Genomic DNA, 23,254 nt, shown 5'->3' on the forward strand with positions numbered 1-23,254 from the left:
ATGGAAAATGTAAATAAGAAAATACTTCTAGTCGAAGATGACCTTAATTTTGGTGCAGTTTTAAAAGATTATTTAATGCTAAATGATTTTGATGTTACTTTAGCCAAAAACGGAATGGAAGGATTCGAAAAATTCAAAAAGGATACTTATGATTTATGTATTCTGGATGTAATGATGCCTTACAAAGATGGTTATACTTTGGCGAAAGAAATCAGAGAAAAAAATAATGAAGTGCCAATTATATTCTTGACAGCAAAATCTATGAAAGAAGATGTGTTGAAAGGATATAAAGCAGGTGCTGACGATTACTTGAATAAACCTTTTGATTCTGAAGTATTGTTGATGAAAATCAAAGCAATAATTCAAAGAAAATCATCTGATACTAAAGCAGAACAAGTACAATTTGAATTTAATATTGGTAAATTTCATTTGAATTCAAAACTTCGTTTTTTAACTTTTAATAATGATGAACCAATAAAGTTATCTCCAAAAGAAAATGAATTATTGAAAATGTTGATTCTTCACGAAAATGACTTGATGCCAAGAGAATTGGCCTTGACAAAAATTTGGAGAGATGATAACTATTTTACTTCAAGAAGTATGGATGTGTACATCGCTAAGTTGAGAAAATATTTGAAACTTGATGAGGATGTTGAAATTTTAAACATCCACGGAGAAGGATTCAGATTAGTGGTTAAGAACAAAGTAGCAGAATAAATAGATATAAGCCTCAAGAAATTGAGGCTTTTTTTGGAGCAAAAGTAGGTATTTTATTTCCAGTTCAATTGTAAAGCAAAACTCGTTTTATCATCTTTTGTAATGCTAAAAACTGTTTCGCTCTCAGAAGTACTTTCATGAATAATCACTTTATCTTTTAAAGACAATTCTTTAAGGAAATTCATTTCAAAGCTTTTAACAGCTTGATTCAGAATTAATTTTTCATCAACCAGATCTAAACACCATTCCAGATATTTGACATTATTGACATGATTCACAATGTCTAAATCAGATAAAAATACACTTTTTTCGAAAACTATTTCTTTCTCATGATTGAAATTGATTTTAGAAAAACCCTCTAGCGTAGCTCTTTTTTCGGGATATAATTCAAAATGTTCAAATGGTAAAGCCAATCCTTCCGGCCGACGCTTTTTAGTATTAAAAACTGCCCAAAATGTCTCAGAACCCACAATTTTTTCTCCATTTACATACATTTCGAGCGCCCGAACGGAACGGGAGTTTTCTAACGAATTGATCCATGTTTTTACGGTGACAGCATCTCCCCATTTTGGTAATTTAGAGATTTCAACACGCATTCTGCTTAAAACCCATGCTTGGTCAAATTCCTGCATGTCTGTAAAACTAATGCCACCAGTTTCTGAATGTGCAGCAGCAGTTAACTGCAAGATATTACACAAATCAGTGTATTTTAAAAATCCATTTGGTGCGCATTGTGTAAAATTGATTTCCCAGTCTTTGCTTAATATGGAAGTGAAATTTGGAGAGATAGGCATATAAATAATTATGAATTATGAATTATGAATTTGTATTCTTAGATATAAGATGAATTTTTTTATTTTTTTGAATTAATGTAATCCAGAATAGTTTCATACGGAGTTTCAAAATCAAACCATTTCGTATTTTCATTTCTTTTGAACCAAGTCAATTGTCGTTTTGAAAATCGTCGCGTGTTTTTCTTTATTTCTTCGATGGCAAATTCTAGTGAAATTTCTCTGTCAAAATAGTTGAATAATTCTCTGTAACCCACAGTTTGCAAAGCATTCAACTCTTTATTTGGGAATAACTTTTTTGCTTCAGCCTGAAGTCCTTCATTCATCATAATATCAACACGTTGATTGATTCTGCTGTAAATGATTTTTCTGTCAGCTTCCAGACCAATTAAAATAGGAGTAAAGTTTCTACTGTTTTTTTTCAGGTTTAAAAAAGAAGAATACGGTTTCCCGGCACCAATACAAACTTCTACGAAACGCATCATCCGTTGTGGGTTTTGCAAAGTTTGTGGATTTTCGGTAGTCAAGCTTTTATAATAATCTGGATCTAAAACTTCGAGTTTTTGTTGCAAATATCCAATTCCCAGTTTCTCATAATTCGTATTTATTTCAGTACGGACTGAAGCGTCTATTTCTGGAAATTCATCAAAACCTTTTAGAATTGCATCAACATACAATCCGGAACCACCAACTAAAATGGCGTAATCATTGGTCAAAAATAATTCGTCAAGTTTAGCAATAGCTTCTTTCTCGAAATTACCAACAGTATAATTCTCGAATACGGATTTGTTTTGTATAAAATGATGGGTAGCCGCTGCTAATTCGGCTTTGTTTGGTACAGCTGTTCCAATGGTCATTTCCTTGAAAAACTGTCGGCTGTCACAGGAAATAATATCACATTTAAAATAATTAGCTAATACAATACTCAGGGAAGTTTTGCCTATGGCCGTGGGTCCGATAATGGTGATTAAGTATTTCATGTTTTTTAGCCCAGATGGAAACGGAAACCCCGGAGTTATGAAAGTTAGTTTTTCTTGGTGTAAAAGAGCGACTCCCGAAGTCTCGGGATAAGCTCCTTTTATGCCTTAGAAAAACAACTGGAATAACGAGGAGTTGTAGTGTACAGCTGGAATTGCTTCAAATTAATATTATTTTAAATCTTTACCACAATGATAGCAGTATTTTGCATTATGTTCATGTCCTTCAGTACCACAATTAGCACAGGGATCAATTTTATCTTCTGTTGGTTTTTTACGGTTACTGTTTGCAAATTCAGCTGAAACAATTCCTGTAGGAACAGCAATAATTCCGTAACCCATAATCATTACTATCGAAGCAATGGCCTGTCCTAGCGGGGTTATGGGCGAAATATCTCCATATCCTACTGTTGTGAGTGTCACGATGGTCCAATAAATACTGATGGGAATACTGGTGAAACCACCCTCTTTTCCTTCGACAATGTACATTATAGAACCTATTATGATGCTGCTGATTAACATGAAATAAATGAAAATAAGTATTTTTCCTCGGCTGGCAATTAAGGCTTCTTTTAGATGAGTGGATTGGTTTGAGAATTTTGGATGTTTTAAAATCTTAAATAATCGCAACAATCGTAAAGCTCTAACAACTGTTAAAACGCTGGTTCCTACAATAAACAAAGAGAAATACATGGGTAATGTTGCTATCAAATCAATTATTCCATAAAAACTAAAGATGTATTTCAATGGCTTTTTGATGGATATAATTCTAAGAAGGTATTCTAAGGTGAAGAAAATGGTTATAATCCATTCTAATACTATGAGTTCATAATGGTATTTTGTATCAAAACCTTTGACTGTTTCGAGCATAACTATAATAACACTCAATAGAATAACGCCTAAAAGAATAAGGTCAAATAATCTTCCTGAAGCGGTATTCGTACCGTAAATTACGACATTAGTTCTATGTCTAAAAGTGTCAAATTTTGACTTTAATCTTTGCATAATTATGTTGTAATTATTTGCATGCGATTAGAATTTTACGATTTTCAACGTTTTGCTTTTTCGAACATGACCTTGAATAATATTGCGTACATCCCTATTGTTTTGCATCGGGATGATAATGTTTTTAAGAATTTCGATGTTGTTGATTTGATAATTTAAGTCATAGAAAGCATAGCCTTTATAGATTCCGTTTTCAATCAAAACAGCGCTGCGCTCATTGATGGTTCTTCCTCGGTCGACCAGTACCATATTTTGATTTTCGAAACTGTTTTTATCTATAAATGCTTGAACTCTTGCGTTATATTCTTCGGCAGAAACCTCGCCAATGCAAGCCCCGTCACATTCTTTTATACTGTACTGAAAACAGTTTGTTTTAGAAACATATAAACCGGTAAGTTTTTGGCACAAATTATAATGGGAAGTTATTCTGAACAACGCATTTTTGCCTTCTTGCAAAGAAGTAAATGAGGTGATTTCTTTCTTTCTACCATCCGCTTTTTGAAGTTTTAGGTTGAGATATCCATTTTTATCTTTTTCTGCGTATAAAGCCAATTGGAAAATACTTTTCCGCTGGGCTCTATTGTGGATGGGTTTGTTGATTTTTATTTCTTCACTTTCTTTCAATAAAGCGATCAATTCACTTCCGGTTTCATCATAGGTTACAGTGAAAACCTCGGCTTGGATTTTCTTGCATTTAGTAGAAGTTCCCGTAAAATGCTGGTTGATGCGTTTTTTTATGTTTCGGCTTTTGCCAATATAAATCAGATTTCCTTTTTCATTGTGAATGTAATAGATACCAGTTTTTGCAGGTAGTCCAGCCACAATATCCAGTAATTTTGGTGCAATCCCTTTTTCAATTTCCAGCTTAATAAAATCTTTTACAATTTCTTTCTCTAAATCTTTTTCTAAAAGAATTTTAAATAATTTGACTGTCGCCAAAGCATCTCCACTTGCTCTGTGTCTATCTGCCATTGGGATTCCAAGCGCACGGACCAATTTTCCTAAACTATGGGAAGGTTGCTCAGGCAATAGTTTTTTTGATAATTCAACCGTACAAAGCGTTCGGGCTTCAAAATCATATCCTAATCGTCTGAATTCAGTTCGTAATATTCTGTAATCAAAAGAGGCATTATGGGCTACAATAACACAGTCGTTTGTCATTTCGATGATGCGTTTCGCAACTTCAAAAAACTTGGGTGCTGATTGCAGCATGGCATTATTTATACCAGTAAGTTTCACTACAAAGGGCTGAATTGGAATTTCCGGATTTACCAAACTGATAAATTGATCCACCACCTCATGACCATCAAATTTATAGATGGCGATTTCAGTGATTCCTTCTTCGTTGAATTGTCCTCCAGTGGTTTCTATGTCTAGTATTGCGTACAAATTTCAGTATTCAGTGTTCAGTTTTTAGTAATCAGTTTTTTGATAGAAATTTTCAATTTTCAAATAAAAATCAATTTCTTCCTCCAAAGATACTACTTCCAATCCTAACCATGTTGCTTCCGCATTCAATTGCAAGTTGATAATCGCCGGACATTCCCATAGAGAGAATGGTAAATTGTGAATTATGAATTGTGAGTTGATCAAAAATCGATTTCAAATGAGAGAATTCTTTCTTGATTTGATCTTTATTGTCTGTAAAAGTCGCCATTCCCATTAATCCAACAATTCGAATATTTTTCATTTCCTCGAATTCACTTGAGGATAGGAGCGAAGCCAGTTCTTGCTCGTCAAGACCAAATTTAGTTTCTTCTTCGGCAATATGCATTTGTAATAAACAATCAATAATTCTATTCTGTTTTAGCGCTTGTTTATTGATTTCCTGTAGTAATTTCAAACTATCCACACCATGAATCAAGCTCACAAATTGTGCCATAAATTTGACTTTATTTGTTTGAACGTGACCTATCATGTGCCATTGAATGTCTTTAGGCATTTGTTCCCATTTTTCGGACATTTCCTGGATTTTGTTTTCTCCAAAAATGCGTTGACCGGCTTCATACGCTTCCATTAAATCAGAAACAGGTTTAGTTTTTGAAACCGCAACTAATGTTACTTGTTCAGGTAAAGTGGATTTTATTTGGAGTAAATTATTTTTTATTGACATTTTAATATTTTGATTTTAAAGCGTTACTAAAACCTAAAGTTCATAAACGACTAATCCGCTTCTAAATTTTGGCTCAATATATGTACTTTTTGGAGGCATTATTAAATTGGCATCTGCCAAGGCTTTTATTTCTCCAATGTTTGAGGGGAATAGTATAAAACCGATTTCAAATTCTCCTTGATCAATTTTGTTCTTTACTTCCAATACTGATTGTTTTCCTGAAAGGTATTCTATTCGCTCATCATTGCGTAAATCCTCAATGGCTAGAATAGGCAACAATACTTTTTTGTATAAAATTTGTGTGTCTAGACTATCCAAAGCTGTCTGGAAAACTTCATTTTCTTTTCGTAAAATTAAGCTATAGAACTCATAGTCAAGATACATTCCGAATTGATGCTTTTTCGAAGGCTGAAAAGGTTGCTGAAATTTATTTTCAAGAATAAAATCCTTTTCTAACTCTTTTATGAAATCTTCTTTTGAGAAACCGTTTAAATCTTTTACTAAACGATTGAATTCATATATTTTGACATTATTTTCGGAAATCAAATAGCTCAGAATGTGATTTTTAGCAGTGTTTTCTGGGTCATCATTTTCCTCTGATAATAATTTCAGTGCTTCAGTACGATGATGACCGTCAGCAATGTAAAGATTATTTGTTTTTTCAAATATATTTTGCAACCAATTAATTTCTAATGCATCTTCAATTTTCCACAAATAATGAATCTCTTTTTTTGTGGTTGAAAATTCAAAATCAGCTAATTTTTGGGTACAATTAAAAATCCAGTTTTCGATTGTTTTATTATCAGGATAGGTCATTAAAACCGGTTCTGTATTAAACTCTGAATATTTCATGTAGTCTTTGAGTAATCGGACTCTGAAAGCAATAATATCTTCATGTTTTTTGATGATATTGTTACAATAATCTGCTACACTTGTCCCCGCAATAATCCCTGTGAATGAATGAGTTTTGGTAACAATTTTATGAATATAAATAGCAGGTTTTTTATCTTTTACTAAAATGATTTCATTTTTGAAATCCTCGTATTTTTGATGTACTTGTCGGTATCTTTTTTCAAAAGAAACGCTTTCCTGATTGGTATAAGCGGGTTTTAGAATATGCAAAAAAGACAACGGATTGAAATCCAATTGCGCCGCTAATTCAGCATTTACATATTCTTCATAAGAACGGCAAGTAACAAGGCAAACCTTATCACGAGTAGGACGAACTGCTTTGAAAGGAACTATTTTAGCCATAATTATGTCAAAAGTCAAAAGCCAAAAGTCGAGAGTTTAAAGTAATTAACTTCAGACTCTCGACTTTTAAACATAGAGACTATATAAATTGTTTAGAAATTTTCTCTGCTTTTTTGCTTTCAGAATAATCGTAGAAACCTTCACCGGATTTTACACCCATTTTTCCTGCACGAACCATATTTACCAATAATGGGCAAGGAGCATATTTTGGATTTTTGAAACCGTCGTACATTACATTTAAAATGGCTAAACATACATCAAGACCAATAAAATCTGCTAATTGCAAAGGTCCCATTGGGTGACCCATTCCAAGTTTCATAACAGTGTCAATTTCATAAACGCCTGCCACTTTATTGTATAATGTTTCGATAGCTTCGTTAATCATTGGCATCAAAATTCTATTGGCAACAAAACCAGGATAATCGTTTACTTCAACAGGAGTTTTTCCTAATTTCTCAGAAAGATTCATGATGATTTTTGTTACTTCGTCAGAAGTATTATAACCGCGGATGATTTCCACCAATTTCATAATTGGCACTGGGTTCATAAAATGCATACCGATAACGCGTTCCGGATGCGCCACAACTGCTCCAATTTGAGTAATTGAAATCGAAGAAGTATTGGTTGCTAAAATCGTATTATGAGAACAAGCCTCGTTTAATTGTTTGAAGATATTTAATTTCAATTCAACATTTTCAGTTGCAGCTTCAACCACTAAATCTGCACCTACAACACCATCTTTGATATCTGTGTACGTGATAATATTGGTAATCGTTTTGGCTTTATCTTCTTGGGTAATGCTCCCTTTTGCAATCATTCGGTCTAAATTTGCGGCGATAGTTGCCATTCCTTTATCCAAAGATTTCTCTGAAACATCTATTAATTTTACGGTAAAACCACTTTGTGCAAAGGTGTGGGCGATTCCATTCCCCATTGTTCCTGCTCCGATTACGGCTATTGTTTTCATATTTTTTAGTTTAAAGTTTAAAAGTTTAAAGTTTAAAGTTCTCTCGAGCAACTTTAAACCTTAAACTTTAAACAAATTTTATTTACTTTTTAAAACAATCTATAATTTGGTACGCCACTCTTAAGGCTTCAGTTGCTTGCTCCAATGTTACCACAGGTTCTGTATCATTGATTATAGCATCTGCAAATGATTCTAATTCATCAAGAATTGCGTTGTTTTGTTCTACCTCTGGATTAGAGAAGTAGATTTGTTTTTTTACACCTTCGGCATTTTGTAAAATCATATCGAAATCGCCGGGAACTTCAGGGGCATCTTTCATTTTTACTACTTCACATTTCTTTTCTAAGAAATCCACCGAGATGTAAGCGTCTTTCTGGAAAAAACGAGATTTACGCATATTTTTCATAGAAATTCGGCTCGCCGTTAAATTGGCAACACAACCGTTTTCGAACTCTATTCTTGCATTGGCAATATCCGGTGTATCACTGATAACCGAAACGCCACTGGCATTTATATTTTTTACTTTAGATTTTACAACGCTCAAAATAGCATCAATATCATGAATCATCAAATCCAATACTACAGGAACATCGGTTCCACGAGGATTAAATTCAGCAAGACGATGAGTTTCTATAAACATAGGGTTTTCAATCATGTTTTTGGTAGCGATAAACGCTGGATTGAAACGTTCTACATGTCCAACTTGACCTTTTACATTGTATTCTTTTGCCAAAGCGATAATTTCTTCGGCTTCTTCAACCGTATTTGAAATGGGTTTTTCAATAAAAACATGCTTACCGGATTTGATGGCTACTTTAGCACATTTGTAGTGAGAAAGAGTTGGTGTTACAATGTCAATTACATCAACTGCATGAATAAGAGTTGCAATTGTGCTAAAATGTTTATAGCCAAATTCTTTAGAAACCTTCTCGGCATTCTCTTGATTTGGGTCATAAAAACCAACTAATTCATATTTATCAGATTGTTGTAATAAACGTAAATGTATTTTTCCTAGATGACCAGCACCTAATACTCCAATTTTCAGCATAACGATGTAATTTTTACAAAAATAGCAATAAAATGATTAATCTATTATTGATGTGGGACAATTATTCAGTTAATTTAAAATTTAAAATCCAACATTTGAATTCAGAAATTCTTTTCTATTTTTACCAAAATAAAACAGTAAATTTTGAAAGACACAGCCAAGCATCAAGGACTTCGGAATCAATTAGTAAGCGTTTTAGAACAAAAAGGGATTACTGATAAAAGTGTTTTGGATGCGATAAAAAAGATTCCAAGACATTTATTTTTAAATTCCAGTTTTGAAGATTATGCCTATCAAGATAAAGCATTTCCCATTGGAGCAGGTCAAACGATATCACAACCCTACACTGTAGCTTTTCAATCCCAATTATTAGAAGTAAAAAAAGAGCATAAAATTTTAGAAATAGGAACAGGTTCAGGATATCAAACAGCTGTTTTATGTTTGTTAGGAGCGAAAGTATTTAGCATTGAAAGACAAAAAGAATTGTTTAAGCAAACTTCTGTATTATTTCCAAAGCTGAACATTCGTCCTAAACATCTTTCTTTTGGAGATGGATATAAAGGATTACCAAGTTATGCTCCTTTTGATAGTATTATCGTAACTGCAGGAGCTCCATTTATTCCACAGCCATTGATGGCGCAGCTAAAAATAGGAGGAAGATTGGTTATTCCATTAGGCGAAGAGGTACAAATCATGACTTTGCTAATCAGGAAAAATGAAACTCAATTCGAAAAACATGAGTTTGGTGAGTTTCGATTCGTTCCTTTATTAGAAGATAAAAATTAAAATAGAAACCCGTCTCGTTATTTAAGCGAGACGGGTTTTTTATTGACCAATAATGTTTAAATACCGTTCTAAGCTTTCTTTTTCCATTTGCGCAATGAACAATAAAAAATCTTCTTTATTATTTTTAGTTTGAGCTGTTTCCAATGCCTGGTAATATTGCATTCTACTATTATAATCACCTTTTATATTAGCAATAATGTAGCCATGCTGTAATAAAACCAAGTTCATAACCAAACGCGAAGTTCTGCCATTTCCATCAATAAATGGATGAATGGTAACTAAACGTTCATGTATTTCGGCAGCCAAAACTATAGGATGAAGAATTGATTTATTACTTTCATACCATATAAAAAAATCATCCATTTCTTTTGCAACCAGAAACGGTTGCGGTGGCATGTGGCTGCTTCCTTGAATCATCACCTGTACTTTTCTATAACGACCTGCATCTTCGGGATGAATCCCTCTCAAAATAAGATTATGAATAGATAGTATTTCACGTTCATTGATGGAACTATTTCTTTGCATTAAATCTTTGATGTAGGCAATCGCTTCTTGATGATTTATTACTTCAAGATGTTCCCGCATACTTTTTCCAGAAATAGTTAAACCTTCATTGATAACCAAATCAGTTTCACGTAACGTCATGGTATTTCCTTCGATACGGTTACTTTCAAAAGTATATTCTAGCTCTAAAGCTTGTGCAATGCGATAGCTGTCAAATTGACGAAATCCATCTAGTTTTATTCTCAGAGTATCTATTTCATCTAAAATTTTCTGAAGTGTATTGGATAATTTTTTCTTGGAAGGTTTACTTTGATATCTAATTTCTTCTTCTGCAACTAATAATGCTTTTAATGCAAATTCGTCTTCGCCAATTTCATAAAGAATTTTTTCTTTAAGCCAAACGACCATTATAGTTTCTAAATCTATTTCCAGCAAAGATGCTAGTTTCACGACTTGTTCTCTTGTAGGTTTTCTGGTTCCGCCTTCAAATTTACTTATTAAGGCTTGGTCAATTCCTAAAAGTTGAGCCACTTCTCTAGTTTTGAGTCCTTTTTGTTCTCTTGCGTTTTTGAGTAGTGTTTTCATTTCTTAAAAATGTTTTTTATTGTCTTGACAAATTTAGTCATTTTTTAGGTTAAAAATCAATTATTTCAATTTTCTTTTAATTTAAAATGATTTCTTAATTCTCTCTAGATCGCGTTTAGTATCTTGTTCTTTAAGAGATTCGCGCTTATCGTAAGTTTTCTTTCCTTTACAAAGGCCAATTTGAAGTTTAGCCATTCCTTTTTCATTGGTGAACAATTTCAAAGGAATTATTGTCAATCCTTTAGCCTGAACGCTTCTTGCTAAGCTTTTTAACTCTCTTTTATTTAAAAGTAATTTGCGTTCGCTTCTGGCTTTGTGGTTAAACTGATTACCAAAAGTATACTCTTCAATGTAAGTATTTATCGCAAAAAGTTCATTATTGCTAAATTCACAAAAACTCTCAGTAATATTTGCTTTTCCTAATCGAATGGATTTGATTTCGGTTCCGGCTAAAACAATTCCAGCAGTGAAAGTTTCGATTATTTCATAGTCAAATCGAGCTCTTTTATTTAATATGTTTATTGTTTTTAGCATATTGCAAATGTAGCAAAAATTAAAGATTTAGCAATAAGTTATAGCAATTTCAAAAGTTGGTGAGTGATGGTATCACTATTTACAGTTACTATATATAGATTACCAAAAGTGGTATCTTCTATATCTGCATATATCTTTTGATTAATAATTTGATTAACAAAATTTGGTGTGGTGTTACTATGACCTACAATCAAAACTTTTTTACCCAGCGTTTCTTTTTTGAATGAATCTATGGCTGTAGTTTTAGGATTGTACAGTTTAATTTGGATCTTCTTAGCTGCAGCAGTAGGATTAGCAGTTTGTATTGTTCTTTTATAATCCGTTGAGTAGATTTCATCAAAACCAACTTCTGAGAATATTTTGTTCCAAAGATTAGCTCTTTCAAGACCAATTTCTGATAAATCAGGATTTTGAGAATTATCAACTTTTTCAGCGTGACGTATGAAGTAATAAGTAGTTGTGCTTTGTTGTCCAAAACTAATTTGTAAAACAAATAAAGCGATTATTAATAGATACTTTTTCATTTGAATAAATTTAAAAATTAGTATTTACGATTTTAATATATTTGCAAAATGGAAAACTCAAAATCTAAAGATCCGCTTCACGGAATTACGCTTCAAAGAATCGTTGAACAATTAGTTGAATATTATGGTTTTGATACTCTTGGAGAATTAGTGAAAATTAAATGTTTTACAGATAATCCAAGTATAAAATCCAGTTTGACTTTTTTAAGAAAAACGGATTGGGCAAGAACGCAAGTAGAAAATTTGTATATAAAATCAGTAACTAAATTCCCTAAATAGATTTCAGTTTAATTTATAGGAAATCATTACACCTCCTCTATAAGGGAACCATTCACCGCTTTTATTGTAATTTTTTGCTTGCTCATATCTCTCATTAGTTCCAATGTAGTAGCCTTTATAAAAACCCTGATGCCAACCACCACCTAAAAAACAATCCAGCATAAATTTGTCATTGATTTTTACTTGATATCCAATAGTTGTACCTATAAAATATCCAAAGCCTTTTTCATATAAATTAGTGTTTATGTAATTCCATTTTTGAAAATTAAAGATACTAGCCCCAATATGCGCACCTGCATAAAAACCATTGTATTTTTCTTTAAAATGATATCTGTATTCTGGTGTGAAAGTATAAAACTCTCTAGGTTTTCCATTTACTGATTCCCAAAAAGAAGCTAAAACATCAAATTGTAATGTGGATTTTTCTCCAATACTCGTTTCAAGACCTATATTTGGAACTGTCAATAAAGTAGTAAAAGCATTTGCTTTTATATATGTTTGACTCTGTGATAAAAAAGAAAAGAAAAGAAATAGAGCGATAAATAATTTTTTCATAATGTGTAGATTCTACTTTTTTTGGTCAAAAAGAGACTAAAGACAATGACAAATATAGCCATTAATGTTTGATAGCCTTTTATGTTTAAAGTAAATATTGTCAGTTTAAACGTATTTTAACACTATAAAAGAGGGCGTCATTAAAGACTATTTGTTTAAAATAGAATAAATAACGGTATCCAAAAATCGTCCTTCAAAAAATTCATTTTCTTTTAAATGTGCTTCTTTAACAAAGCCATTTTTTTCTAAAACTTTTGCAGACCCATGATTTTCAGGAGCTATAATTGCTTCAATAGAATGCAATTTCATTATTTTAAAACCATAATTTACAGCTTCGCTCACCGCTTCTGAAATAATTCCTTTTCCATTGTATTCTGGAAGTAACATATAGCCAATTTCAGCTCGATAATGTTCTGGTTTTATTCTGTAATGACCAATTATTCCAATTAATTTTGGGTTATCTTTCAACGTAATCGCCCAATTTATGCCTTCATTGGTTTCTATTTTTGTATCTATCATTGCAATATGTTCCAAGGCATCTTCATCAGTTTTCACTAAAGGTCTTGGAATATATTTCATCGTTTCGGGATTAGATCGCAATGCGAAAATCTCCTTTACATCATTAGAATCCACTCTTCGTAAAAGCAAACGTTCAGTTTCTAAATTTGGAAATGGACTGAAATTAATAGTTAACATATTTTATTTTTTTAATTAAAGGATTTCGATACTGAAATTTGAATTAAAAATTTCATTTGATTCTAAAATTTGAATAGCTTCTTTCTCTAATAGATTTCCGGAATTCTCATTGGTATCCGAATAACCAAACCAAGGTTCGATACAAAGAAAGGGCGCATTCATTTTGGTCCAAATTCCTAAACTTGGAAAATCTTTAAAATGTACTCTCAAAATTGGATTTTCATTTTCTAAAATTGTCAATGAATCAGATTGTAATGTTTTGAAAATTAAAGCGTCGTTTTTGAATAATTCATACGTTAGCGGAATCTGTTTATTATGAACTTCTAATTGCTTCGTATTATTTGAAATTAAATCATCCTCCAAAAGATAATATTCCAACTTTTCTTCTTTTTCAAAAGCAATAGCGTAATTTTCGAATTGATTTGGTAAAGCAAAAGCAGGATGCGCTCCAATAGCAAATGGCATCGTAGATTTCCCTTTGTTAATTACTTTATATGCAATGAATAAATTGTTTTTGTCTAATGTGTAAATCAGTTGTAATTCAAATTCAAAAGGATATACTTTTAAGGTCTCGTCAGAAGATTGTATGGAGAAAGTAGCACTATTATCTGACGCATTGATTAATTCAAATTCCATATCTCTGGCAAATCCATGTCGCGATAAATGATATTCCATTCCATTATGATGAAAGGAATTATCTTTTAAAGTTCCAACAATTGGAAACAAAATAGGAGAGTGTTTGCCCCAAAATTCTAGATTTCCTTCCCAAATGTATTCTTTATTCAGATTTGTTTTTAAGGAAATTAATTCGGCACCGAAATTTTTGATTTCTGCGGTTAGAACGGAGTTTTTTATTATAGTAGTCAAAATTGTTCTTCGTTAATTTAAAAATTGATTTTGTATGGTAAATATATTTTATAATTTTTAATTCTAATTAGGTTTAAGCTTGATTTTATTTATTTAAAATGGAATCAATTCTTTCTTAATAGTTTAAAATCCTCTTTTTTTTCATTAATTTGTGATATAAACTATAAGAAAAATGAAAAACAGTCGCTTCAGAGTCATGCTACATTTGGCTTTATTATTAGGAGTTACGTCTGCTTGGGCGCAACAAATCCCTGTAAATGTATCAAGTAACTCAATCTCAAAGTATGATTATCATGATGCTTTTGCTCCACATTTTTACTCTAAAAATGGAACAAGTACACGATCTGCAAGTGGTCAGCCAGGAGCTGAATATTGGCAAAATAGTGCTGATTATAAATTAACGGCAAAATTGGATGAGAAAAACAATGAAATTTCCGGAACGGGAATCATCACGTATACGAACAACAGTCCTGATAAATTGGCTTTTGTTTGGATGAACTTAGACCAGAATTTGTTCAAAGCAGATTCCCGTGGAAATGCAGTTGTGCCTTTGACAGGTAGTCGAAATGGGGCTCAAGGCCAAATTTTTGATGGCGGTCATAAAATAAAATCGGTGAAAGTTATCACTACTGTAAAAGGTGTAGCTACTGAAAAAGAAGCAAAATATGTAATTACGGATACTAGAATGCAGGTTTTTCTTCCGCAGGGATTAAATGCTAAAGGCGGTTCCGTTAAAATTAAAATGGACTTTTCTTTTATAGCTCCTTTTGAAGGTTCGGACAGAATGGGAGTATTGGAAACTAAAAACGGAAAAATTTTCACCATAGCACAGTGGTATCCGCGTATGTGTGTGTATGATGATGTACGAGGCTGGAATACGAATCCGTATTTAGGAGCGTCGGAATTTTACTTGGAATACGGTGATTTTGATGTGAGCATTACAGCGCCATCCAATCATATTGTGGTTGCTTCCGGCGAATTACTAAATCCTACAGCTGTTTATTCTGCAGAAGAACAAAAACGTTTGGCACAAGCAAAACAAAGTGATAAAACAGTTTTTATTCGTACTGCTGCCGAAGTTGAAAACACATCAAAAACAGTTGCTACAACTACTAAAACTTGGAATTATAAAATCAAAAATGCCCGTGATTTTTCTTGGTCTTCTTCAGCGGCATTTATTTTAGACGCAGCAAAAATTAATTTGCCAAGCGGAAAGAAATCTTTAGCGATTTCAGTTTATCCTATAGAAAGTGCTGGAGACGCCGCTTGGGGACGTTCCACAGAATATACGAAAGCTTCCATTGAAAATTATTCTAAAAGATGGTTAGAATATCCGTATCCAGCGGCTACAAATGTTGCAGGAAACGAAGGCGGAATGGAATATCCAGGAATTGTTTTTTGCAGTTGGGAGTCAAAAGGTGAAGATTTATGGGGCGTTACAGATCATGAATTTGGACACATTTGGTTTCCTATGATTGTTGGTTCAAATGAAAGAATGTTTGCTTGGATGGATGAGGGTTTTAATACTTTTATTAATTCATTGAGTTCAGTAGATTTTAATAATGGCGAGTACAAAGATAAGCCGGTTGATATGCATCAAAGAGCGGAAGTGTATACAAGTCCGAATCTTGAAACCATAATGAGTTCTCCGGACAACATGAAAGAAGCTAATATTGGTCTTTTGGCGTATTCAAAACCAAGTTCAGGATTAGTGATTTTGCGTGAACAAGTTCTTGGACCGGAGCGTTTTGATTTAGCTTTGAAAACTTACGTAGAACGTTGGGCATACAAACATCCGCAACCAGATGATTTCTTTAGAACAATCGAAAATGTTGCAGGGGAAGATTTGAGTTGGTTTTGGAGAGGTTGGTTTCAATACAATTGGCGATTAGACCAAGGAATTAATTCGATAAAATATGTGAAAAACGATCCTAAACAAGGAGTTGTGATTTCGATTGAAAACTTCGAAAAAATGGCTATGCCAGTAAGTTTAGACGTAAAAACGAAAAGCGGGCAACTAACACGTGTTAAATTACCGGTTGAAGTTTGGCAAAGAAACAAAGCGTGGTCATTCAAACACAATTCGACAGAAGAAATTGAAAGCATCACACTGGATCCAGATCATGTTTTACCAGATACGAATGAAGGAAATAACACTTGGACAGCAAGCAAAGGTTTGATTGAAAAAGATGTTATTCTGGATGGTTATTTAGGAACGTATTCAACTAAAATGGCACCTCTAAAAATTACTTTTTCAGAGAAAAATGGTGTGCTAAATGTTTTGATAACTAATTATCCAAGTTTTACGGTGGAACCAATTGGAAAAAACAGTTTTGAATCGAAACAAGCAGGACTTAAATTTGAATTTAATGACAATTTAAACGGATTTGATATGTTGATACCTGAAGGACAAAAAATACCATTTACAAAAGATAAATAGTATTTTGGTTTTAATAAAATAAAAAAGACTTGTAGCCTTAATTGCTACAAGTCTTTTTTTATTTACTCTATTTTTCTATTCTAAATTTACTCTGGAATTTGCTGACTTAGGCAATGTAATGTTCCAAAACCCCAAATAAAATCAGTAGCGCTAATCCCAATGATTTCTCTATCAGGAAAACATTCTGAAAGTATGTTTAAAGCTACTCTGTCGTTACTGTCGTTAAAAGTAGGGACCAAAACACAATTGTTTAAAATCAAGAAATTGGCATAACTCGCTGGCAATCGCAAGCCGTCAAATTCCAAACGTTTTGGCATTGGTAGAACTACAATTACTGGAGATTTACCATTTTCCAGTTTGGCATTTTGCAAGCGTTTTAAATTGTCTTGCAATGGTTTGTAGTTATTATCCGTTGGGTCTGTTTCTACAATAGTCACAATCGTATCTTCGTTTACAAATCGGCATAAATCATCAATATGTCCGTGCGTATCGTCACCTTCAATTCCGTCACCTAACCAAATCACATTCGTAATTCCAAGGTATTCCTTGAAAACGGCTTCGTAATCTGCTTTGGTGAAATTTGGATTCCGAACCTGAATATCAGGATGCATCAAACATTCTTCGGAAGTCAGTAAAGTACCGCGTCCATTGGTGTCAATGGCACCACCTTCTACAATTACCGGTTTTCCTTCGTACATGACCTGAGTCACAGGAATATTTAGAAATTCGCCCACTTTCGCAGGAACAAACTTGTCCAACTGAATGTTTTTATATTTTGCCCAGCCATTAAAATTAAAGTTTAACGCTTCTCTTTCGGTTCCGTTTTTAACGATTATCGGACCCGAATCACGCATCCAACTTCTATTGGTTTTATAAATAATGTAGGAAACATTTGTTAGCACAACATGAGCTGTTTCCAGCATCGTATTGACTTTTTCTTTTTGGTTATCATCGGCAACTACTAAAAAGACTTGTTCGAAAGTAGCCACTTTTTTAATGAATTCCACAAAAGCCCATTGAACTGCTTCATATTTCCCTGGCCAATCCTTACCGTTGTGAGGAAAACACAGTAAAATCCCTTGTTGTTTTTCCCATTCGGCAGGAAATCTTCTATTATTTGTAGTCATACAGCGTTTCTAATTTTAAAGACTGCAAATATAAACATTCAGTAGGATTTTAAAATAGTTAGCAACCATTCATTTTGGGCAACTCATAAATTTATAAGAATAGTTTTGGTAATGATTATATAATATTTAGTTAATTCTAGTCGGGTTTCAGCTAGTTATTTTTGAAAAAATTTAAAAATTACAGTTATGAAAAAATATGGTATTACACTACTCGCGGCAATTATGATATTGTCAAGTTGCGAAAATGACTCTAATAAGGAGGATTCTCCAGAGTTGGTTGTAAATGAAAATGCATCCACTTTCAAAGAAATTGGTTCCATTACAGTCGGTGGTGCCGGAGCTGCTGAAATAAGTGCGTATGATGAAGTTTCTAAAAAGTTATTTACCGTAAACAACAGTAATACGAATAGAATTGATGTTATTGATTTGTCTAATCCATCCAGTCCAGTTTTTCTAACAAGTATTGATTTAACTCCATTTAACGGAGCTTCAAACAGTGTTGCTACCTATAATGGAAAGTTAGCAGTGGCATTGGAAGCAAAACCGAATAAGCAAGATGCAGGAAAAGTGGTTGTTTTTGACACGGCTAATTACAGTGTAATCAAAGAAATTACGGTTGGTGCTTTGCCGGACATGATTACATTTTCTCCTGATGGGAATTATATCATGACCGCTAATGAAGGAGAGCCAAATGATACGTATTCTATAGATCCGGATGGTTCTGTTTCTATTATTGCGGTCAACAATAATTATGCGGTGACGACTTTAAATTTCGGAAGTTTTAGCAGTCAATTGAGTACACTGAAAACAAAAGGATTCCGAATTGCAAGTCCAACTAATAATTTTGTCTCTGATATTGAACCGGAATACATCACGATTTCCTCGGATTCAAAAACGGCTTGGGTGACTTTACAGGAAAATAACGGAGTGGCTAAAATTGATTTGGCAACAAAAACGATCACGAATATTTTTCCATTAGGTTATAAAGACTACAATCTTGCCGAAAATGCTATCGATATCAGCGATAAAGATGGGGGTGTTTTTACTAATGTGTGGAAATTGAAAGGAATGTTTCAACCGGATGCTATCACTAATTTTGAAATCAATAAAATCCCTTATTTTGTTACTGCAAATGAAGGAGATGCCAGAGAATATAGTGCTTTTGTAGATGTAAAAAGAATCAGCAGTTCTTCGGTTGTCCTTGATCCAATAGCGTTTCCTAATGCGGCGGCTTTAAAAGCAGAAGCAAGCATGGGAAGGTTGAATATCAATACCAAAATGGGTGATACGGACGGCGATAGTGATTTTGATGAATTAGTTTCTTTTGGAGCCCGTTCTTTCTCAATTTGGAATGGAAACACAGGAGAAATAGTATTCGACAGTAAAAATGAACTTGATAAAAAAGCACAAGAATTGGGTATTTATGATGATGCCAGAAGTGATGATAAATCAGTAGAGCCAGAATCAGTTGTAGTGACTAAAATGGGCGATAAAACGATTCTTTTTGTTGGGTTGGAACGAGTAGATGCCGTTATGGTGTATGATGTTTCGAATCCTGTTGCTCCAAAATTTTTACAGACTTTTAAAACGGGTGATGCGCCTGAAGGTTTACTTTTTATTCCAGCTTCAAAAAGTCCTACCAAAAGAAGTTTAGTGGTGGTAAGTAGTGAAGGCGATGGTGTCGTTAAAATATTTCAACCGGATTTGAATTAGATTTAGAAGTTTACTTTAAATAAAAATCCCTGCTTAGAAAGATTTCTTAGCAGGGATTTTTTAGTATCGAAAGGCGACTTAATCAATCGCTCTTTTTGTAATATCTCCAAAAGCGTCTATTCTTCTGTCTCTAAAAAATGGCCAGTTCTGACGCACATTTTCCTGTAAGTCTAAGTCTACTTCGGCAATCAGAATTTCTTCTTTGTCGTGTGAGGCTTGCGCCAAAATTTCGCCTTGTGGTCCCGCAATAAACGAAGATCCCCAAAACTGAATTCCCGCCGTATCAGGCAAGTATTGTTCTAAACCTATTCTATTTGCTGCTGCAACATACACGCCATTTGCAACTGCGTGCCCTTTCATAACACTCATCCAAGCGCCATGTTGGTTTTCACCGTATTGCTCTTTTTCTTGTGGATGCCATCCAATTGCTGTTGGGTAAAACAACACTTCAGCACCTTGTAAAGCCGTCAAACGCGCTGCTTCAGGATACCATTGATCCCAACAAATTAAGGTTCCTATTTTTCCTTTTTTAGTTGGAATTGTTTTGAAACCCAAATCTCCAGGTGTGAAATAGAATTTTTCATAAAAATGAGGATCGTCCGGAATGTGCATTTTGCGATACAATCCTGCTTCTGAACCGTCTGTGTCTATGATATAAGCACTATTATGGTAGATTCCTGCCATTCTTTTTTCGAAGAAAGGAACAATAATCACTACGCCTAATTCTTTTGCCAAAGCGCTAAAAGCAATAAACGAAGTGCTGTATAAAGGTTCTGCCAAAGCAAAATTATCTACATCTTCGCTTTGACAAAAATAATGACTGCTGTATAATTCCGGTAACGAAATAACTTCGGCACCAAGGTTGGCGGCATCACGAACCCAACTGATACATTTTTTTAAGTTGTTTTCGGCAATATCATTAAGATTCAATTGAATGACCGCTATTTTGTATTTCTTGTTTGGCATGACTAAAATTTTAGACTGCAAAAATAGTGAATTTTATAAACAGTAGAAAATAGGGGTAATGTGTTTTTTAGGATTTAAATAGTCTTTGGACCTATTATGTTTTAAGAACTTCAATGAAGTTGGTAGAAGTTATCTAAAGAGGATGGCGAATAATTGCCGATACTAGCAATACTTTGAGCAGGAGAAAAATTAATATAAAATTGGCATTAACAAAGTCAAGTAGGTTTTATTTTTGTATAGTATTATAGCTAATAAAAAGGGTTCTGTTTTACTACAATACAAGTAATTTATAATTAATTAAATTTTTACAATTATGACTGAAGAATTCAAAATCATCGATAAAGAAGACATAGCACTTCTTAAATTTCCGACAACAGATGTTCTTGACGATGTGGACGAAATAAAAACGAGAATAAGCGATATCAATAGGGCTTTGTCATTGGGTAATTTAGAACATTCAAAAATTAAAATTTTCTTTGAAGATAGCGAATCCAAAAAAATAGTAGATACTACGGTTTGGGGTGTTACAGACAAAAATGTGATACTAAAGCAAGGTGTGATGATTCCAATTCAGCGTATATATAAGTTGTTTTAGTATCGTATTCTTTACTTATTTGGAACTGTTCTTTTCCCAATTAGCTGTATCGCTAAGAATTGTTTTTTTACGGATTATTTGTCCATTTTATTTGCCGAACCAATTAAATTAACATCTACAAGTTCCAGAGATTTGACCATATCTTTAACTGTCTCCTTGTATTTTTTAAAATGAGTTGTTTCTATGTGTGATTTGTATGCCGTTGTATCAGCATATATTTCAAGTATGGTGATGTGTGATGGTTCGGTTTTGTCTGCAACGGCGTAATACGTTAATACACCTGGCTCAAGACGAACTGCAGTAGTCATTTGTTCTTTTAGCGCAATATTATATTTGTCCAATTGCAATGGATCAACTTTAATTTTTGCCAATCGTACCATTTGAATTTTTTCCTGAGCTACAGTATTTGTACTAAAGGAAACTATAAAAAAAGTGACTATTACAGTCAATAATGTATGGGTTGGTTTAAATGTTTTCATATTTGTTATGTTTAAGTTTACATTATAATAGTCAAGAGTCCTTTTTGATAGTTGTCAATAAGTTGCTTGTTTTTGTTTGTTCAGGAGCGGTTTTTAGGTTTTAAATAGTTTGCGGATATTTTTATTTGGGTTTCCTTATGACTACTCCGAAGACGGGAAACTTTGAAGAGCTGGTGTATTTTCAAATACAGACCAAACTAGCAATAAAGCCAAACCGCTGTTACTAGTAGGCTTTAATTCTTGCCTTCCAGCTTAAATATTTTGTTGAATAAATTTTGGCACTCAATTTTGATTTCTTCTTTTAAATCACTCCCAGGTTTAATTCCAAAAAACACACCATTTGGATTTGTATTCATATCGTAATGATTGTGTAATCTATCGTGTTTTTCAATAGAAAGAGGTGAGTTCCTTTCTTCAAAATATTCAGAATGTTTGTTTTCAATTTTTTGTAAACCTTCTTTTAGCCTTTTCATTTTAGGTGCTCCTTTGTTGCCGTAAAATAATTCTGTCTCGTCCATGATATTATATTTTGATTAGTAGTTAATCATCAGTAAAAATAAAGAATAACTAAATAAAGCTTACGTTAATGATTTTTTGTTATAAAAAAATTAAATTGTCTTTTACAAATTACAGGATTTATAAACAATTCATTTCTAAACTTGTTAGTTACTTCCTGCAGCTACAAGAGGTTTGGGAAAACTATGCCGTTTTTTCGGTTTAAGACTGAACTTTAAAACACAAACTCAAGTCTCAGTTTATGTCTGAAACCCAAATCTCGTGTAACTGTTGTTGTGTGCAGTTAATCGTTTCTAATCTTATTTATTAGGTATTCAATACTAGTTCTTTTAAAAAAATATAATGCTACACAAATTGTGTATAATGTCCAAAATAAACTCAAAGCCATTAAAATATACATTATAGCACTCCAAATTTCTTTTGAAATACCCAGGAAGTCTTTAAAATCTGCGAAAAGACATGTGAGCAAGAAACTTAGAAATAAACCTAAAGGAGTCATCCATTCGATAGTTTTACGATATTCTTTTAAATACTTAATAAGTATATTTTCCAATTTATCGTGAGTTATCTCTATTAAGTCAGATTGAGTATTACTACAAACTTTATTTATATATTTATTATTTGCCATCTTTCACCTCCTTTATATAGAAATTAAATTGAATTGTCTTTCCACAATTTGGCAAATCAAAAATTCTATAACTTAAAAAAAGAGGTTTTTGACGTAATGTACCTACATCAATTGGATTTGTACTCCCTCCATTTTGAATATTATTAAAGTTTAAAAAGTTTATTTGTAACGTATGAGTATCAATAGTAACAAATCGTGATATTACACCTTTTTCATTTGTATCGGCCGAAAAATTGAAGATGAATGTATAATCTCCTTCAATTTCATCAGTTAGTTTTACAGTAATCGGTAAACTATCAATTTGAATGACTAGTCCCGAATGGACTAATGTATATTCACCAAGTTTTATTTCCATATAGTTTTTTAATTACCTACTACTTACATATACTCGCTACAAAGTAGCGCCTATACAACCGTAATTGGGAAGATTGTCGTTATTTTATAGCGATATAGTAAACAAATATATTAAAATTTTCTTACAAATTATCGATCAATTTTTTTATTCCAATATGATTTATAACAGATTCTAAACTTTAATAAAGCACTTTTTTCGGAAACTTTATTCTGGAAAAAACGCGTTGTCAAATA

26 protein-coding genes are annotated in these 23,254 nt (G+C 32.9%); 6 read left to right on the forward strand and 20 right to left on the reverse strand.

Annotated elements, in window-relative coordinates; all coding sequences use genetic code 11:
* Positions 1-717 (forward strand): response regulator transcription factor, encoded by a 717-nt coding sequence (locus tag QLS65_RS07275; protein ID WP_099715105.1) that lies wholly within the window; start codon positions 1-3, stop codon positions 715-717.
* 53 nt (positions 718-770) lie between these two features.
* On the opposite strand, the gene QLS65_RS07280 is transcribed toward QLS65_RS07275, so the two are convergent.
* The 8 genes from QLS65_RS07280 to QLS65_RS07315 all read right to left on the reverse strand — a co-directional run bounded on the left by QLS65_RS07280 (position 771) and on the right by QLS65_RS07315 (position 8,872).
* Positions 771-1,511, reverse strand: coding sequence for an acyl-[acyl-carrier-protein] thioesterase (locus QLS65_RS07280; RefSeq protein WP_282716279.1), 741 nt, complete (start codon positions 1,509-1,511; stop codon positions 771-773).
* Between the two features lie 59 nt (positions 1,512-1,570).
* Positions 1,571-2,488, reverse strand: a complete 918-nt coding sequence (gene miaA, locus QLS65_RS07285) for a tRNA (adenosine(37)-N6)-dimethylallyltransferase MiaA (protein WP_282712591.1) — start codon at positions 2,486-2,488, stop codon at positions 1,571-1,573.
* A 168-nt stretch (positions 2,489-2,656) separates the two neighbouring features.
* Positions 2,657-3,490 (reverse strand): ion transporter, encoded by an 834-nt coding sequence (locus tag QLS65_RS07290; RefSeq protein ID WP_282712592.1) that lies wholly within the window; start codon positions 3,488-3,490, stop codon positions 2,657-2,659.
* Between the two features lie 27 nt (positions 3,491-3,517).
* Complete coding sequence (locus QLS65_RS07295; RefSeq protein WP_282712593.1) at positions 3,518-4,879, reverse strand: exonuclease domain-containing protein; 1,362 nt, start codon at positions 4,877-4,879, stop codon at positions 3,518-3,520.
* 70 nt (positions 4,880-4,949) lie between these two features.
* A complete protein-coding gene (locus QLS65_RS07300; RefSeq protein ID WP_282716281.1) occupies positions 4,950-5,603 on the reverse strand; it encodes a YggS family pyridoxal phosphate-dependent enzyme in 654 nt (217 codons plus the stop codon).
* Positions 5,604-5,636: 33 nt separating this feature from the next.
* On the reverse strand, positions 5,637-6,857 hold the full coding sequence (locus QLS65_RS07305; protein WP_282716283.1) for a DUF1015 domain-containing protein: 1,221 nt from the start codon (positions 6,855-6,857) through the stop codon (positions 5,637-5,639).
* A 79-nt stretch (positions 6,858-6,936) separates the two neighbouring features.
* Positions 6,937-7,824, reverse strand: a complete 888-nt coding sequence (locus QLS65_RS07310; protein WP_282712596.1) for a 3-hydroxyacyl-CoA dehydrogenase family protein — start codon at positions 7,822-7,824, stop codon at positions 6,937-6,939.
* An 82-nt stretch (positions 7,825-7,906) separates the two neighbouring features.
* Complete coding sequence (locus QLS65_RS07315; RefSeq protein WP_282712597.1) at positions 7,907-8,872, reverse strand: Gfo/Idh/MocA family protein; 966 nt, start codon at positions 8,870-8,872, stop codon at positions 7,907-7,909.
* Between the two features lie 144 nt (positions 8,873-9,016).
* Here QLS65_RS07315 and QLS65_RS07320 point away from each other — a divergent pair, with 144 nt between their 5' ends.
* Complete coding sequence (locus QLS65_RS07320; protein WP_282712598.1) at positions 9,017-9,658, forward strand: protein-L-isoaspartate(D-aspartate) O-methyltransferase; 642 nt, start codon at positions 9,017-9,019, stop codon at positions 9,656-9,658.
* A gap of 39 nt (positions 9,659-9,697) precedes the next feature.
* On the opposite strand, the gene QLS65_RS07325 is transcribed toward QLS65_RS07320, so the two are convergent.
* From QLS65_RS07325 to QLS65_RS07335, 3 genes are all read right to left on the reverse strand, one after another.
* Positions 9,698-10,747: a Fic family protein gene (locus tag QLS65_RS07325; protein ID WP_282716285.1), complete on the reverse strand. Its 1,050-nt coding sequence runs from the start codon at positions 10,745-10,747 to the stop codon at positions 9,698-9,700.
* Between the two features lie 81 nt (positions 10,748-10,828).
* On the reverse strand, positions 10,829-11,281 hold the full coding sequence (gene smpB / locus QLS65_RS07330; RefSeq protein WP_282712600.1) for an SsrA-binding protein SmpB: 453 nt from the start codon (positions 11,279-11,281) through the stop codon (positions 10,829-10,831).
* Positions 11,282-11,319: 38 nt separating this feature from the next.
* Positions 11,320-11,805 (reverse strand): phosphoglycerate mutase family protein, encoded by a 486-nt coding sequence (locus QLS65_RS07335; RefSeq protein WP_282716287.1) that lies wholly within the window; start codon positions 11,803-11,805, stop codon positions 11,320-11,322.
* A 48-nt stretch (positions 11,806-11,853) separates the two neighbouring features.
* Between QLS65_RS07335 and QLS65_RS07340 the strand changes: the two genes are divergently transcribed.
* The gene (locus QLS65_RS07340) at positions 11,854-12,084 is read left to right on the forward strand and encodes a VF530 family protein (protein ID WP_282712602.1); all 231 of its coding nucleotides are present in this window, start codon (positions 11,854-11,856) and stop codon (positions 12,082-12,084) included.
* Positions 12,085-12,087: 3 nt separating this feature from the next.
* Here the strand turns inward: QLS65_RS07340 and QLS65_RS07345 are convergent, their stop codons facing one another.
* The 3 genes from QLS65_RS07345 to QLS65_RS07355 form a co-directional block, all read right to left on the reverse strand.
* The gene (locus QLS65_RS07345) at positions 12,088-12,639 is read right to left on the reverse strand and encodes a DUF3575 domain-containing protein (protein WP_282712603.1); all 552 of its coding nucleotides are present in this window, start codon (positions 12,637-12,639) and stop codon (positions 12,088-12,090) included.
* A gap of 147 nt (positions 12,640-12,786) precedes the next feature.
* Positions 12,787-13,335 carry a GNAT family N-acetyltransferase gene (locus tag QLS65_RS07350; RefSeq protein WP_099715120.1) on the reverse strand — a complete coding sequence of 183 codons (549 nt, stop codon included), beginning with the start codon at positions 13,333-13,335 and terminating at the stop codon, positions 12,787-12,789.
* A 15-nt stretch (positions 13,336-13,350) separates the two neighbouring features.
* Entirely contained in the window at positions 13,351-14,202 is an 852-nt protein-coding gene (locus QLS65_RS07355) for an aldose 1-epimerase family protein (RefSeq protein WP_282716290.1), read from the reverse strand.
* A 172-nt stretch (positions 14,203-14,374) separates the two neighbouring features.
* On the opposite strand from QLS65_RS07355, the gene QLS65_RS07360 reads away from it, so the two are divergent.
* A complete protein-coding gene (locus QLS65_RS07360) occupies positions 14,375-16,642 on the forward strand; it encodes a M1 family metallopeptidase (protein WP_282716294.1) in 2,268 nt (755 codons plus the stop codon).
* An 86-nt stretch (positions 16,643-16,728) separates the two neighbouring features.
* On the opposite strand, the gene QLS65_RS07365 is transcribed toward QLS65_RS07360, so the two are convergent.
* Positions 16,729-17,769 (reverse strand): agmatine deiminase family protein, encoded by a 1,041-nt coding sequence (locus QLS65_RS07365; protein ID WP_282716300.1) that lies wholly within the window; start codon positions 17,767-17,769, stop codon positions 16,729-16,731.
* A gap of 186 nt (positions 17,770-17,955) precedes the next feature.
* Here QLS65_RS07365 and QLS65_RS07370 point away from each other — a divergent pair, with 186 nt between their 5' ends.
* A complete protein-coding gene (locus QLS65_RS07370) occupies positions 17,956-19,482 on the forward strand; it encodes a choice-of-anchor I family protein (RefSeq protein WP_282716302.1) in 1,527 nt (508 codons plus the stop codon).
* Positions 19,483-19,560: 78 nt separating this feature from the next.
* Here the strand turns inward: QLS65_RS07370 and QLS65_RS07375 are convergent, their stop codons facing one another.
* Positions 19,561-20,448, reverse strand: coding sequence for a carbon-nitrogen hydrolase (locus QLS65_RS07375; protein WP_091170395.1), 888 nt, complete (start codon positions 20,446-20,448; stop codon positions 19,561-19,563).
* Positions 20,449-20,761: 313 nt separating this feature from the next.
* Here QLS65_RS07375 and QLS65_RS07380 point away from each other — a divergent pair, with 313 nt between their 5' ends.
* The gene (locus QLS65_RS07380; RefSeq protein WP_282716304.1) at positions 20,762-21,043 is read left to right on the forward strand and encodes a hypothetical protein; all 282 of its coding nucleotides are present in this window, start codon (positions 20,762-20,764) and stop codon (positions 21,041-21,043) included.
* 74 nt (positions 21,044-21,117) lie between these two features.
* Here QLS65_RS07380 and QLS65_RS07385 read toward each other — a convergent pair whose 3' ends face one another.
* From QLS65_RS07385 to QLS65_RS07400, 4 genes are all read right to left on the reverse strand, one after another.
* Positions 21,118-21,522 carry a putative quinol monooxygenase gene (locus QLS65_RS07385; protein WP_282716307.1) on the reverse strand — a complete coding sequence of 135 codons (405 nt, stop codon included), beginning with the start codon at positions 21,520-21,522 and terminating at the stop codon, positions 21,118-21,120.
* 233 nt (positions 21,523-21,755) lie between these two features.
* Complete coding sequence (locus QLS65_RS07390) at positions 21,756-22,040, reverse strand: hypothetical protein (RefSeq protein WP_282716309.1); 285 nt, start codon at positions 22,038-22,040, stop codon at positions 21,756-21,758.
* A 281-nt stretch (positions 22,041-22,321) separates the two neighbouring features.
* Entirely contained in the window at positions 22,322-22,666 is a 345-nt protein-coding gene (locus tag QLS65_RS07395) for a hypothetical protein (RefSeq protein WP_282716311.1), read from the reverse strand.
* Positions 22,656-23,021: a DUF6864 domain-containing function gene (locus tag QLS65_RS07400; RefSeq protein ID WP_282716313.1), complete on the reverse strand. Its 366-nt coding sequence runs from the start codon at positions 23,019-23,021 to the stop codon at positions 22,656-22,658. Before QLS65_RS07400 ends, QLS65_RS07395 begins: the two co-directional genes overlap by 11 nt.
* Between the last annotated feature and the right edge of the window lie 233 nt (positions 23,022-23,254).

This window comes from Flavobacterium algoritolerans (assembly GCF_030010385.1).
In the GTDB taxonomy this organism is placed as follows: domain Bacteria; phylum Bacteroidota; class Bacteroidia; order Flavobacteriales; family Flavobacteriaceae; genus Flavobacterium; species Flavobacterium algoritolerans.